The sequence below is a fragment of the Actinomadura sp. NPDC048032 genome (assembly GCF_040653175.1).
GTDB lineage: Bacteria > Actinomycetota > Actinomycetes > Streptosporangiales > Streptosporangiaceae > Spirillospora > Spirillospora verrucosospora.
Window position 1 is genome coordinate 1 of sequence record NZ_JBEZJP010000275.1, and the last position, 10,884, is coordinate 10,884.

16 protein-coding genes are annotated in these 10,884 nt (G+C 69.3%); 15 read left to right on the forward strand and 1 reads right to left on the reverse strand.

Annotated features, from left to right (window positions below; translation table 11 throughout):
• Window positions 1–1,871 precede the first annotated feature (1,871 nt).
• The gene (locus AB0C69_RS28475) at window positions 1,872–2,117 is read right to left on the reverse strand and encodes a hypothetical protein (protein ID WP_360358259.1); all 246 of its coding nucleotides are present in this window, start codon (window positions 2,115–2,117) and stop codon (window positions 1,872–1,874) included.
• Between the two features lie 214 nt (window positions 2,118–2,331).
• Between AB0C69_RS28475 and AB0C69_RS28480 the strand changes: the two genes are divergently transcribed.
• The 15 genes from AB0C69_RS28480 to AB0C69_RS28550 all read left to right on the forward strand — a co-directional run bounded on the left by AB0C69_RS28480 (window position 2,332) and on the right by AB0C69_RS28550 (window position 10,547).
• Complete coding sequence (locus tag AB0C69_RS28480) at window positions 2,332–2,679, forward strand: hypothetical protein (RefSeq protein WP_360358260.1); 348 nt, start codon at window positions 2,332–2,334, stop codon at window positions 2,677–2,679.
• The gene (locus tag AB0C69_RS28485) at window positions 2,676–3,029 is read left to right on the forward strand and encodes a hypothetical protein (RefSeq protein WP_360358261.1); all 354 of its coding nucleotides are present in this window, start codon (window positions 2,676–2,678) and stop codon (window positions 3,027–3,029) included. The genes AB0C69_RS28480 and AB0C69_RS28485 overlap by 4 nt, the downstream gene beginning before the upstream one ends.
• The gene (locus AB0C69_RS28490) at window positions 3,026–3,373 is read left to right on the forward strand and encodes a hypothetical protein (RefSeq protein ID WP_360358262.1); all 348 of its coding nucleotides are present in this window, start codon (window positions 3,026–3,028) and stop codon (window positions 3,371–3,373) included. Before AB0C69_RS28485 ends, AB0C69_RS28490 begins: the two co-directional genes overlap by 4 nt.
• On the forward strand, window positions 3,370–3,720 hold the full coding sequence (locus tag AB0C69_RS28495; protein ID WP_360358263.1) for a hypothetical protein: 351 nt from the start codon (window positions 3,370–3,372) through the stop codon (window positions 3,718–3,720). The genes AB0C69_RS28490 and AB0C69_RS28495 overlap by 4 nt, the downstream gene beginning before the upstream one ends.
• Window positions 3,717–4,064, forward strand: a complete 348-nt coding sequence (locus AB0C69_RS28500) for a hypothetical protein (protein WP_360358264.1) — start codon at window positions 3,717–3,719, stop codon at window positions 4,062–4,064. The genes AB0C69_RS28495 and AB0C69_RS28500 overlap by 4 nt, the downstream gene beginning before the upstream one ends.
• Window positions 4,061–4,501 carry a hypothetical protein gene (locus AB0C69_RS28505; protein WP_360358265.1) on the forward strand — a complete coding sequence of 147 codons (441 nt, stop codon included), beginning with the start codon at window positions 4,061–4,063 and terminating at the stop codon, window positions 4,499–4,501. Before AB0C69_RS28500 ends, AB0C69_RS28505 begins: the two co-directional genes overlap by 4 nt.
• Entirely contained in the window at window positions 4,498–4,965 is a 468-nt protein-coding gene (locus AB0C69_RS28510; RefSeq protein ID WP_360358266.1) for a hypothetical protein, read from the forward strand. Before AB0C69_RS28505 ends, AB0C69_RS28510 begins: the two co-directional genes overlap by 4 nt.
• Complete coding sequence (locus AB0C69_RS28515) at window positions 4,965–5,375, forward strand: hypothetical protein (protein WP_360358267.1); 411 nt, start codon at window positions 4,965–4,967, stop codon at window positions 5,373–5,375. The genes AB0C69_RS28510 and AB0C69_RS28515 overlap by 1 nt, the downstream gene beginning before the upstream one ends.
• Window positions 5,372–5,698 (forward strand): helix-turn-helix domain-containing protein, encoded by a 327-nt coding sequence (locus AB0C69_RS28520; RefSeq protein ID WP_360358268.1) that lies wholly within the window; start codon window positions 5,372–5,374, stop codon window positions 5,696–5,698. The genes AB0C69_RS28515 and AB0C69_RS28520 overlap by 4 nt, the downstream gene beginning before the upstream one ends.
• Entirely contained in the window at window positions 5,698–6,789 is a 1,092-nt protein-coding gene (locus AB0C69_RS28525) for a hypothetical protein (protein WP_360358269.1), read from the forward strand. Before AB0C69_RS28520 ends, AB0C69_RS28525 begins: the two co-directional genes overlap by 1 nt.
• 52 nt (window positions 6,790–6,841) lie before the next feature.
• Entirely contained in the window at window positions 6,842–7,351 is a 510-nt protein-coding gene (locus tag AB0C69_RS28530) for a hypothetical protein (RefSeq protein ID WP_360358270.1), read from the forward strand.
• A 74-nt stretch (window positions 7,352–7,425) separates the two neighbouring features.
• Window positions 7,426–7,743, forward strand: coding sequence for a hypothetical protein (locus tag AB0C69_RS28535; protein ID WP_360358271.1), 318 nt, complete (start codon window positions 7,426–7,428; stop codon window positions 7,741–7,743).
• Window positions 7,744–7,749: 6 nt separating this feature from the next.
• Complete coding sequence (locus AB0C69_RS28540) at window positions 7,750–8,052, forward strand: hypothetical protein (RefSeq protein ID WP_360358272.1); 303 nt, start codon at window positions 7,750–7,752, stop codon at window positions 8,050–8,052.
• Between the two features lie 905 nt (window positions 8,053–8,957).
• Complete coding sequence (locus tag AB0C69_RS28545; RefSeq protein WP_360358273.1) at window positions 8,958–10,256, forward strand: helix-turn-helix domain-containing protein; 1,299 nt, start codon at window positions 8,958–8,960, stop codon at window positions 10,254–10,256.
• A 63-nt stretch (window positions 10,257–10,319) separates the two neighbouring features.
• Entirely contained in the window at window positions 10,320–10,547 is a 228-nt protein-coding gene (locus tag AB0C69_RS28550; protein ID WP_360358274.1) for a hypothetical protein, read from the forward strand.
• Window positions 10,548–10,884 lie beyond the last annotated feature (337 nt).

Here is a 10,884-nt window from a genome sequence, read left to right on the forward strand (position 1 = left end):
GGTGCTGGTTGGTAGGTGGTGGCCGTGCGACGCGGCGCGGCGGGACCGGACGGGACAGGCCGCATGCCCGGCGCGCCGGGGCGGGCGGCCGCTGGCGGCGCGGCGCGGCGCCCTTGAAGACGTAGAGAAAGTTCTCATCCGGCGGGCGGCACTCTCTGCTGATCTTGGCTTCTGGACATGCGGCGGCGCCTGAGTTGCCTGGTCAGGGGCCTTGCGGCGGCAGCTCAGCTGCCAGGTGCGGATCTGAGACAAGTTGGTGTGGCGGACGTAGAGCTTCTGGTGGTGAGGCCCCGGTGGACTTCTGCAAGGTTGCGTCGGCCGATGTTGCGGACCTCGGCTCGGTGATGTGGGGAGTGTCCGGGGTGCTCACCTCTGATGCCGTGTCCACGCCTTGGTGTGGGTGATCTGGTCGCGTGGGTGGTGGAGGTCGGGGCCGAGAGTAGGCGGTCGCCGGTCGGTGTGTGGATCATGGCCCACCACTCACCTGTCGGTTCGCCCTACCAGTCTTGGATGCGGGGAACATCTTGGTGGGGGCTTGGGCGGCCCGCTTGGTCTCAGGGTTCCCGCTCATGGCGTCGGCCCTTCCGGGGCTCGGCTGGTGGAGTCGGCCCCAGAGGCCGCGTTCGACCTGGGTGACGGTGTGGTCCAGGTCGGCGCAGGGGATGGGTTGGGGGGTGCTGCGGGTGAGGTAGACCCAGCGGCCGAAGTGGGTGGCGCTGAGCTCGTCGGTGGCCGGCGCGTGCTTGGTGGGGCCGACGCGCAGTGTTGCCGGGGAGACGTGGAAGCGTCGCCTGGTGGGCCATCCCTGGGGCGACGAGCGCTTCGGCGAGTCGGTCCAGGTGCCACAGGGCCTTATGGTCCCGCGGTCTCCGGCACCGAAGCGGCGGGCTCGGCGTCCCCATGGCCGCAGGGGCACGGCGGATTCGTCGATCATGCGGCGCTCTCGTCGGTCAGCTCGGTCTCCCACAGCTGGCACAGCGGGTCCAGCTCCGGATCGGAGCCGCGGGTCAGGCCGGACCAGACTCAGTGCCACCACAGTTAGAGCTCATGACCGCGCGAGTTCTAGCGGACGGCCACGTGTTCGCCGCAGGGTGGGGTGAGCCGGTGCACTTGGGGACGGTTTTCGTCCCTCATGGCCGTACTGACGTCGCCCTCTCCTCCACGCAAGACTCCACGACCTCCGCCACCTTCACGTGACGGCTCTGCTCCGGGCGGGCGTTCCTGTTCATAGCGGGTCTACGCACATGCCGTCAGCGAGCGGGTCGCCCTGCCGCCACGGTCTTCGCGGATAAGGGCGGGGGCGCGGTGTAGGCCCCGCTGGTAGCAAGAGCGTTAGCAGAAGCCCCCTTCCAGCACTGGGAAGGGGGCTTTGAGCTGGGAGCCGGCGAGGGGACTTGAACCCCTAACCTTCTGTTTACAAGACGATCAGATCAGGGACCTGAAGAGATGGCATCGGGCCGCACTTTTGCATTCCCGCTGGTAGGAACGGCGACGCAGAGCACTTCACGATCTTTCTCGCCGCTCCGATCAGGTCCACTCTGGTACTTCCGGACTCCCAACGGTCTCCCCGGCCTCCCCTGTCGTGGCACTGGCGGCGGCTCCGCAAACTCACACTCTTCTAGGGGGTGTGAGAACGCTCGGCTTCGAGTGGGCGGCTCTCAGCTCCCAAGGTGTGCAGGTCAGTGGAGGGCGGAGGTTGGGGAGCGATGCTGGTTCTCACACTTCTCACGGTTCTCACACTCATGGAGGGAGCGGTGAGCCTGGCAGGTTCCAGGTCTGAGTGTGTGAGAAGTGTGAGTTTCCTCAGTAGCCAGCACGGGACGAAGAAGCCCGCCCGGTCTAGATCACCGGGCGGGCCTCTGTAACCGACGCTAAGCCTTCGAGGGCCGGCCGCCCTTCCGCGCGCGGCGGGTCGCCAACTCCGTCTCGGCATCGGCGAGGTCGGCAAGGTCTTGCTCGTCGCCATGTTCGCGGATGCGCGTCCGCATGTGATCCAGGAGATCGCCCGTCCGGCTGAGGCCGAGGCGTTTGCAGACTCGGCCGTACGCCGCCCACATCACCAGCGGCACACGGATGGGCCGTGTAGGGGTGCTCCGCGGGATGTCTTCTTCGGTCATGCGTCTCCCTCGTCTACGTATCTACGAAGAATCTTGGCACAACCTCTTGCGTAGCTACGGAGTTGCGCATACTTTGTAGCTACGAAAGACGGTGCAAGCGCACCGCAAGATCCAGAAGAAGGAAGCCTCAGAAATGGGGCGGCCCCAGGACCGCGATTGCAGCGCAGTCCCAGGGCCTTGATCCGGAACCTTCCACAGAAAGGGATCCGAACCCATGGGGGATTCTCCCACGGTGCTCGCCCACCCGTCGTGGTGCGACGGTCAGCACCCCGTGCTGTACCAGATCGCCGACGAGCCGAGCGAGCGTGACCACTACCGCGAGGTCGGCCGCGTCAACGACGGCGGCCCCTCGGTCATCGTCGTCGGGATCTCGATGACCGCCGAGGACCTGGGCGACGACAGCCAGGCGGCCCCGTCGATCCAGATCCTGCACCTGCTCGACAACGGCGACGAGGTCCCCGAGCTCCTGTGCGGCGAGGCGCACCTCAGCGCCTCCGAGGCTTGCACGCTCGCGCCGCTGCTCATCCGCGCCGCCGAGATCCTGAAGGCGGGGCAGCGATGATCGGGATGCACCCGCGCTGGTGCCAGTACGACGAGGACGGCGTCCACATCCGGGCCGTCGGCTTCACCGACCACGTCATGGTGGTCCTGCGGCAGGAGCCGGGACACGAGCCCCGCATCTCGGTCGAGGGCCCCGACGACGGGCCCGCCCTCACCGGCCTGACCGTCGAGCAGTGCCAGAACCTGCTCGCCCTCATGGACCTGGGGTTCCTGACCGAGACCGCCGAGAACCTGGTGAGCCTGGCCGGGGAGATGGTCAACGGCGTCAGCGACCCCGACGCCAGCCCCGACTACATCCGGGCGCTGGGCGGGAGCCCCCTGCGCCGCAGGGTCCTGGAGGTGGCTCGATGATCGGGAACCACCCGCGGTGGTGTGAGACCGACGTGGACGGCGTCCACACCCGGCTCATCGGTGTGGACAGCACCGGCTACCGCTTCGAGATCACCCAGCCGCACGACGCGCCCGAGCCGCTGTTCTCGATGGTTCACCCCGACGGCCCGCCCGAGTGCAACGTCATCGGCTTGACGCCGGCGCAGCTGTACGCGGTCGCGACCCTCATCAACTCCACCCTGAAGGACGACGTCGGCAGCCTCATGGACGTCGCCTGGGAGTACGCGGGCGTCCGCCACATCGAGGGCGACCAGGAATTCGAGGCGGCGCTGGGCGCCGTGGTGAAGGAGATGGTGTCCCGATGACCGCGATCATGCCCGAGCCCCGCACCGCCCTGGACACGGCGCGCGAGAAGTTCGACCAGGCCGCGCTGCGGGAGGACCTCATCGCCGTCCTCGCGATGCACGGCCTCCTCAAGCTGGACTCCGTCACCCTCGACGTCGTCGAGATCAACCAGGGCGGCGAGTTCGCCGGGGTCTCCATCACCGCGTCCGCGTACGAGCGGCCCGGGACGCTGCCCCCGCCGATGACCCGCGCGGAGTACGACCGCAGCCTCGTGGAGGGCGTCGAGGAGTTCTTCGCCGGGATGGCGGAGCGGCTCCGCGCCGACCGCAGCGAGGACGACGAGCAGAAGCGGGAGGGCGTGGCGTGAACGGCGAGAAGCTCGCGATCTGGCAGCGCCGCGACTGCCCGACCTGGTGCGCGACCCGCCACCGGCACACCGACGCGCCGGTCAACCGGGGGTGCGAGTACGAGCCGCCCGGCGTGCCGGTCAGCCTGTGGCAGGCGCAGGCCGGCGGCGAGAACCTCGGACCGCAGTTGCCCACCGTCACGACGGCTCTGGAGTGGGGGCAGCGGGAGATCGAGCCGCGGCTCGCGCTCAGCACGCCCGACACCGTGACGGAGCTGACGTTGGAGGAGGCCGACGCCCTGTCGCGTCTCCTCGCCCGGATGGTTCACGAGGCGCGCGAGGCGGTCCGGGAGGTCGGACCATGAACAACTCCCGTGGGAGCGCCCTGTCCCCGGAGGTCCGCGAGCTGCTCACGGTGATCCGTGACGCGCTCGACCTTCCGTACGGAGCCGCTGCCGAGGACGCCCAGAAGCGCCGCGAGCTCCGCGTCAACCGCGTGCTCTGCACGGTCGCCACCCTGTCCTACGGGCTCGGCGAGCCGTCCGCCACCGTGGAAGAGATGACCGGCTGGCTGCGGACGCAGATCGGCGGCTGCCCCATCGACTACCTCATGAAGTTCAAGGTGGCCGCGCGTCCGTGGGAGCGGGGATGGGAGCTCCACATCCCGGACGTGGGCGTGACCCAGTCCGCCCCGAACGCGACCGACGCGGAAGCGATGGCCCGCGACTACATCGCGCTGGAGCGCGACCTTCCCCTCGACGCGTTCCAGGTCGTCATCGACACCACGGAGGTCGACTCATGACCGCAGCCCCGATCGAACGGTTCACCCGCCTGACGCAGGGCGACCTGGTGTGGGAGTTCGCCAGCACCGACGCCCCGGGCGAGTGCGACCACTACACGTGGTGCACCGGCCCCTGCGCGCCGCTGAAGCCGGGCGCGCTCGGCGCCGGCCACGGCCGCTACATCGCGTCGGCGCTGCGGGAGCCCAACGACCTGGTCGAGGTCTGCGTCACGCAGTGGAAGGCCAACCCGAGCGAGCGGTGGACGGTCGGCTTCTCCGGTGGCGGTCACGCCAACCTGGACCGCGAGCCGCTGGTGCTCATCGCCGCCTACCCGCCCGACCTTGACCAGACCAAGCGCGTGCACCTCAAGCCCAGCGACGCCGAGACGGTCGCCCTAGCCCTGCGGATGGTCGGCCACGACCAGTTCGCCGACGCGCTCGACGCCGCCGCCACATTCGCGCGGCACTTGAAGGAGAAGAAGTGATGACCACCAACGACGTCAGCGCGCGGCCCTGGTACGCGACCGAGGACTGCGGGAAGTGGTGCCGCGGGACGCACGCCCCCGACTCCGAAGTGGAGGACCGCGACTGCTGGAGCGACCTCTACCAGGTCCCGCTCAAGTACCTCCCGGGAAGCGTCCGGGACGGCGTGCACAAGCCCGAGGGGTTCACGGTCAACCTGAGCAAGGGGTGGCGTGAGGCCGAGCCGCACATCACCCTCGGCTCGATCGAGGGTTCGCTGGACCTCACGAAGCTCACGCTGTCCGAGGCGGAGCGCCTGGCGTTCCTGCTGACCAAGCTCGTCGACCTCGCCCGCGACGGTGACAACGCCGACGTGGTCGACGAGGGCCACCGCGAAGGCCACCACCCCGACTACCACGGGTCGGCGTCATGACGACCTACCTGGTGGAGTGGACCGGCCGTGAGGCGACGATGCTTCGGCGCGCGCTGCGGCTGACCGCCGAGCGGTTCGCCGCCCGGGTCGGGGTCTCGCCCCGCACGGTCGCGTACTGGGCCTCGAACCCCGCGGTCGCCCCGCGCCTGTCGACGCAGGAGACGCTGCAGGAGGTGCTCGACGCGGCGCGCCCCGAGGTGAAGGCCCGCTTTCACGAGCTGACCAGGACCACGCCCAGCGACCAGTTCACCGAAGCGGTCCGCCGTGAGGCCCTGGCCATGTTCGCCAGCGTCTCCCAGACCATCCAGGTGGGGGCCCTCTGATGAAGAGCGAACTCATCCGGAGCGTCCTGCGGTTCCTGCGGGGAACGCCGTGGCTCCTGCTGCTGCTCGCCTTGCCGGCGTCGGTCGCGGTGTGGTCCGGGTGGGTCGGGCTCGGCACGATGACCGGGTTCGGGGAGGTCCATCCCCTGCCCGGCATCGCCGACGACTTCACCGTGAACTCAGCGATCACCCTGCCGATCGGGGTGGAGGCGTACGGCGCGTACGCCCTGGGCGCGTGGCTGTCCCACAAGCGTCTGTCGACTTCGACCCGCGTGTTCGCGTGCGTGTCGGCGATCGGTGCGCTGCTGCTGGGCGCCGGTGGTCAGGTCGCGTACCACCTGCTGGAGGTCAAGCATCAGTGCGCGGTCGCGCAGGCCGCGCGGGAGACGGGCCGGACCGTCGAGCAGGTGTCGAAGACGATGCCGGCGACGGCGCCGTGGTGGATTGTGACGATCGTGGCGTGCTTCCCGGTGATGGTGCTGGGGATGGGCGCGACGCTGGCGCATCTCCTCCGCCGCGACACCCGAGAGGCGCCCGGCGAGGTCGCGTCGAACATCGCTGAAGATGCGCCTGAGGTCGACCAGGACGTCGCCGAGGAGCCGGAGGCAGACGCTGACGACGTCGTCCCGTGGGGCGACGGGGAGCTTTCCGGGCCGTTGGCGACGTGGTACGAGAACGCCGAACCCGCACCCGCCAGCAACACCCACGAGCAGACCAGCAACGGTGACGGAAACGTTTCTGGCAACACCGAGAACGCGTTTCCGTGGAAGTCGATCAAGCTGCCCGAGCGGTGGCCGCTCCCCCACCCGGACAGTGTCCTCGCTCCTGCTGCGGCAACGGTGTCCAGCAACGGCAGCAACGGTGTTCCCGAAGCGTTTCCCGCGCAGGTCAACGGCCACGAGGCGGCACCGGCCGCCGACGGGGCTTCCGCCGCCGAGACCCTCGATCCGGAGACGGTGAAGAACGCCCGAGAAGCGTTCGCGACCGAGCTCGCAAACGGTGAGTCGATCAGCGTCCGGCAGATCATCGCGCGCTGCAACTGCGGCTACCCGAAGGCCAAGCGGATCAAGGCCGTTATCGATCCCGAGTAACACCCAGCAACACCCTCAGAAACACCCCCACCAACACCGAAGGAGTTCCACCATGCCCAAGCACGAACTGATCACCGGCCCGGTCGGCAGCGGCAAGTCCTACGCCGCGCGGCAGCGAATCGACGAGGACATCAAGACCGCGAACACCCAGGCGTGGGTCATCGACTACTACGGCGCCGAGCACCTCGGAGTGATCGACGACGTCACCCGGTACGCGGCCGGCCCGGACGGCGCGAAGTCCATGCTGTTCGAGGTCCTCGGACACGCCTACCTGCGGGCCGAGCGCCTCGCCGGCCTGGACATCTACGAGTTCAACAAGGACGACCAGCGCCACGGGTACGACCTGATCGCGCTCACCATCGACTCCGCCGAGGCCCTGCTGCGGTCCGCGGACTGCACGCGGGCGATGGTTCGGATCCTGCAGATGGCCCGCAAGACCGGCGTCAAGGTCCGGATGGTCGCCCCCGATCTGCACATGCTGGGCAACGGGGTGATCGTCCACACGATGAACGGCGCCATCCGCACCGAGTGCGACTACAGCCCGGAGACGGCGACGGCCTGATCGGCTGATCTCAAGGCCTGCCAACACGCCAGCAGCAACACCCATCGCAAGCTCACACACAAGGAGAAACAGGGATGTTCGAGGAAGCCCGCAAGCGAGGAATGCCAGAGACCTGGTACGGCGTCGGTGACGGGTGGGACCCGTCTCCCACCTACCGCCGCATCGTGATGGGAGACGCGAAGTCGCTGGACATGTTCCGTGAGGTCAACGGCTTCTTGCCGAAGCTGCCGGTGCACGACAAGCCCGCCGCGGTGCTGATCGTGTGCTACCACCCGGCCCTGCTGAAGGGGCCGCACGGCAGCGCGATCCGACGTGAGCTGACCGCGATCGACAAGAACGGACAGCGCGTCGGTGTCTACGTCGAAGAGTCCGACAACGCGCGGAAGCGGTGACCTACGGTGCAGCGTGAACTGGTCGACTTCCAGCTCTACCGGAGGGGCGGCGGCCCGGTTGGCGAGCGGATCTCGACCAGCCTGGACACGGGCGACCGGACCGACGTCGCCGCGTTCTTCAACGAGGTGATTCACCGGGACTGGGACGCCGAGTCGCCGCGTCCGGAGGACTACAAGATGCGGGTGTGGCGCCACGGCTCGGAGGAGTTGCTGCTCACCTTCCCGGCGCCGGACCGGCCGGCGCCGGAGCGGGTCCGGGTGAGGGACGTGCCTCGCAGGCTGTGGGAGATCTGGACCTGGAAGGGCTGAAGCTGCCCCCCAACTCGAGGCCCGGCATCAGGCGCAATCTGACGCCGGGCCTCGTCACATCCAGCGACGTACACACCGAAGTGCATTGCACGTTCGACCGGCCTGTCGGCCCGGCCACGCGCAGACGTGGCGCACGCGCACGCGAGGCACCCGATCGTCGTCACGGTCCGTGCTCGATCCGGGGCCGCGAGACAACAGTGCAATCGTGCAATCGTGCACTCGCCGCGAGCCCCCCAGGCGGGGCCCTACGCGCACGCACGCGCACCCCCGCGCGAGGAGCCACCCAAACCCTGCAGTCGCGGCCCCGCGACTGCACAGTCGGCAGGGATGTCTTCCGTCACCGTTCGTGTCGAGCAAAGAGGCAAGGGCAACGCGCCGATGCGCGTCCGGTCGGCGGCCCATCGCGTCGCAGGGGCGCGTCGCCCGCGCGCGTCGCGCACGCGAGGCTTGCCCTTGCCCGAGTCGCCAACGTGCGAGTGCACCCGGACACGTACGCACGTACACGCGAGGGCCACCCGTGCATGATCGCGGGCAAGGGTACGGACTAGCCCGTACCCCTTGAGGCGCCCGGACCGGCAACCGGCAACCGGCAACGATCCGGCAGCTGCTCCGAGGACCCCCCGATCTTGCGCGCGCGCGCAATGAGCCCCGAACCGGCAACCGGCGGCCCTCAGGAGCCCCTACGGCGGCGTTCCGGCCCTCCGGTAACTCACGAGTCGCGAGACGCCCGACTGTGCGGTCTGGCGGGCTCTCAGCCCCTTCTGAGGGCGGTTCCTCGCGCGCAGGTGCGCGCGCCTCCGCCTTGAGCCCCCTCTACGACGTCTCCGCCACTGTGCGGTCCGCACAGTCCGCACAGTGCGGTCCCCGATTTCGGACCGTCCCAGAACCGCCGATACGTCACGCCCATGCGGGAGGAGTCGGTACCGGTCGCCCTAGCCCTGAACAGGGAACGGCCCTGCGCCATAGCCTGGGAGTGTCGAAGTCACAGGAGGTGCAGGGCCTTGCGTGAGAGTACCCCAGAAGCCATCGGCCCCCGTATAGCCCGTGCGCGCAAATTGCGAGGCTTGACCCAACAGCAGCTCGCCGACCGCGTCCCCTGCTCCAAGAGCCTCATCGCCCAAGTCGAACGCGGCCACAAGCCAGCCTCGCAGGCCCTCATCGCCGGCGTCGCCCGAACCCTGCGCGTCGAGCCCGGCGAGCTGACCGGGCAGCCCTACCACAGCGACAAGCCGAAGGAGGAGCGGTTGCACGCCGCGATCCCCGATCTGCGGCGAGCTCTGCTGTCCTGGGACCTGCCCGACGAGGACGTCCAGCCCCGCCCCGTCGCCGACCTCGCCGCGGACGTCAAGCGGGCGTCCAAGCTCGGACGCGACGCCCACTACGGCCGCCTCGGCGACATGCTCCCCGGGCTCCTGGAGGAGCTGACCGTCGCCGTCCACGCGGCACCCGCAGGCCAGCAGGCGCCGCTGTTCGCGCTGCTGTCGGAGGCGTACACCGGCGCCACCGCGATCTCCTACGCGCTCGGCTACTTCGACCTGCGCAGCCTCGCCATGGAGCGCATCGAGTGGGCCGCGCGCCGCTCCGGTGACCCGCTGCGCGTCGCCCGCACCCAGTGGCAGCGCTCCACGCTGTTCCTGGCCGGCGCGTCCTACCGCCGCGGCGCGCAGCTCCTCGACCGGGTCCGCCACGACATCGGCGAGGACATCGCCCGCATGGACCCCGCGACGCTCAGCGTGTACGGCGCGACCCACCTGCGATCGGCGATCTTCGCGGCGAGGATGCCGCAGGCCGCGGCGGCGTGGGCCCACATCGACGAGGCCCGGGAAGCCGCGCGGCTCCTCGGCGCCGACGCCAACTACTACGGTCTGGAGTTCGGGCCGTCGAACGTGGCGATCCATGAGGTCGCCGTCGCGGTGGAGATGTACGACGGCACCGAGGCGGTCAGGCGCGCCAGCCGCATCACCCTGCCGCAGACCGTCGCGCCGGTCCGGCTCGGGCACTTCTACATCGACCTGTCCAGGGGCTGGCTCTACCACGGCGACCGCGCCCGAGCGCTCGACACCCTGTACGCGGCGCGGCAGGTCGCGCCTCAGCAGACCCGGAACCATCCCCAGGTGCGGGAGACGGTGCGGATGTTCGTTGACCTGGAGCGCCGCCGCCCCAAGTCCCTGAGCGGGTTCGCGTCCTGGCTCGGCGTTCCCTGAAAGGTTCACAGTTTCACCGAGGTGTGAAACTTCAAGCGGGGTCTGCCGTTGCAGGCTTTTGGCATGTCACAGGACCCACCATTCGAAGGTTCGCCCGAGGAGATCAAGGCCGAATTGAGTGCGATGTTCCAGCACTGGTCGGTGATTTTCACTCGGGATACGCGCCGCTGGTGGGCGTCCCGTACCGGTGTGGTGTCTGAGACCCTGGGCCGCGACGCCGTCGATGCCGACACGCCCGAGGAACTCCGGGCCCGCATCGTCGCCTCCGACCAGGCGCGGGGCATGTCATGAAAGGCGGGGGGAGGGACGGCGGCCAACGTCCCGCCAGGCGCTGTGAGGACGCCGTCCCTAACTCCCTCCCCGCCCCGACCATCGACGGGTGGACCGTCACCCGGCACGGCGCCAACTTCCGCGCCGTGTGCGACAGCGACCCCACCCTCGTTGTGGAGCACCGCAACCCCGAGTTCCTCAGCGAAGTGTGCGCGGCCATCACCCGGCCGCCGCGCCGTGTCACCCGCCTGAGCGGTCCGCTCGGAGGCCTCAATGTCTAAGCGCAGGCACGTCCCCAACCTTGAGGAGCCCGGCCTCCAGGAAGCCATCGCGGCGTATCAGAGGCTCATGGACTCGA

Coding starts and splice junctions, on each gene's coding strand:
- AB0C69_RS28475 (WP_360358259.1), bottom strand. CDS start 2,117: ATGACCGAAGAAGACATCCCGCGGAGCACCCCTACACGGCCCATCCGT.
- AB0C69_RS28480 (WP_360358260.1), top strand. CDS start 2,332: ATGGGGGATTCTCCCACGGTGCTCGCCCACCCGTCGTGGTGCGACGGT.
- AB0C69_RS28485 (WP_360358261.1), top strand. CDS start 2,676: ATGATCGGGATGCACCCGCGCTGGTGCCAGTACGACGAGGACGGCGTC.
- AB0C69_RS28490 (WP_360358262.1), top strand. CDS start 3,026: ATGATCGGGAACCACCCGCGGTGGTGTGAGACCGACGTGGACGGCGTC.
- AB0C69_RS28495 (WP_360358263.1), top strand. CDS start 3,370: ATGACCGCGATCATGCCCGAGCCCCGCACCGCCCTGGACACGGCGCGC.
- AB0C69_RS28505 (WP_360358265.1), top strand. CDS start 4,061: ATGAACAACTCCCGTGGGAGCGCCCTGTCCCCGGAGGTCCGCGAGCTG.
- AB0C69_RS28510 (WP_360358266.1), top strand. CDS start 4,498: ATGACCGCAGCCCCGATCGAACGGTTCACCCGCCTGACGCAGGGCGAC.
- AB0C69_RS28515 (WP_360358267.1), top strand. CDS start 4,965: ATGACCACCAACGACGTCAGCGCGCGGCCCTGGTACGCGACCGAGGAC.
- AB0C69_RS28520 (WP_360358268.1), top strand. CDS start 5,372: ATGACGACCTACCTGGTGGAGTGGACCGGCCGTGAGGCGACGATGCTT.
- AB0C69_RS28525 (WP_360358269.1), top strand. CDS start 5,698: ATGAAGAGCGAACTCATCCGGAGCGTCCTGCGGTTCCTGCGGGGAACG.
- AB0C69_RS28530 (WP_360358270.1), top strand. CDS start 6,842: ATGCCCAAGCACGAACTGATCACCGGCCCGGTCGGCAGCGGCAAGTCC.
- AB0C69_RS28535 (WP_360358271.1), top strand. CDS start 7,426: ATGTTCGAGGAAGCCCGCAAGCGAGGAATGCCAGAGACCTGGTACGGC.
- AB0C69_RS28545 (WP_360358273.1), top strand. CDS start 8,958: ATGCGGGAGGAGTCGGTACCGGTCGCCCTAGCCCTGAACAGGGAACGG.
- AB0C69_RS28550 (WP_360358274.1), top strand. CDS start 10,320: ATGTCACAGGACCCACCATTCGAAGGTTCGCCCGAGGAGATCAAGGCC.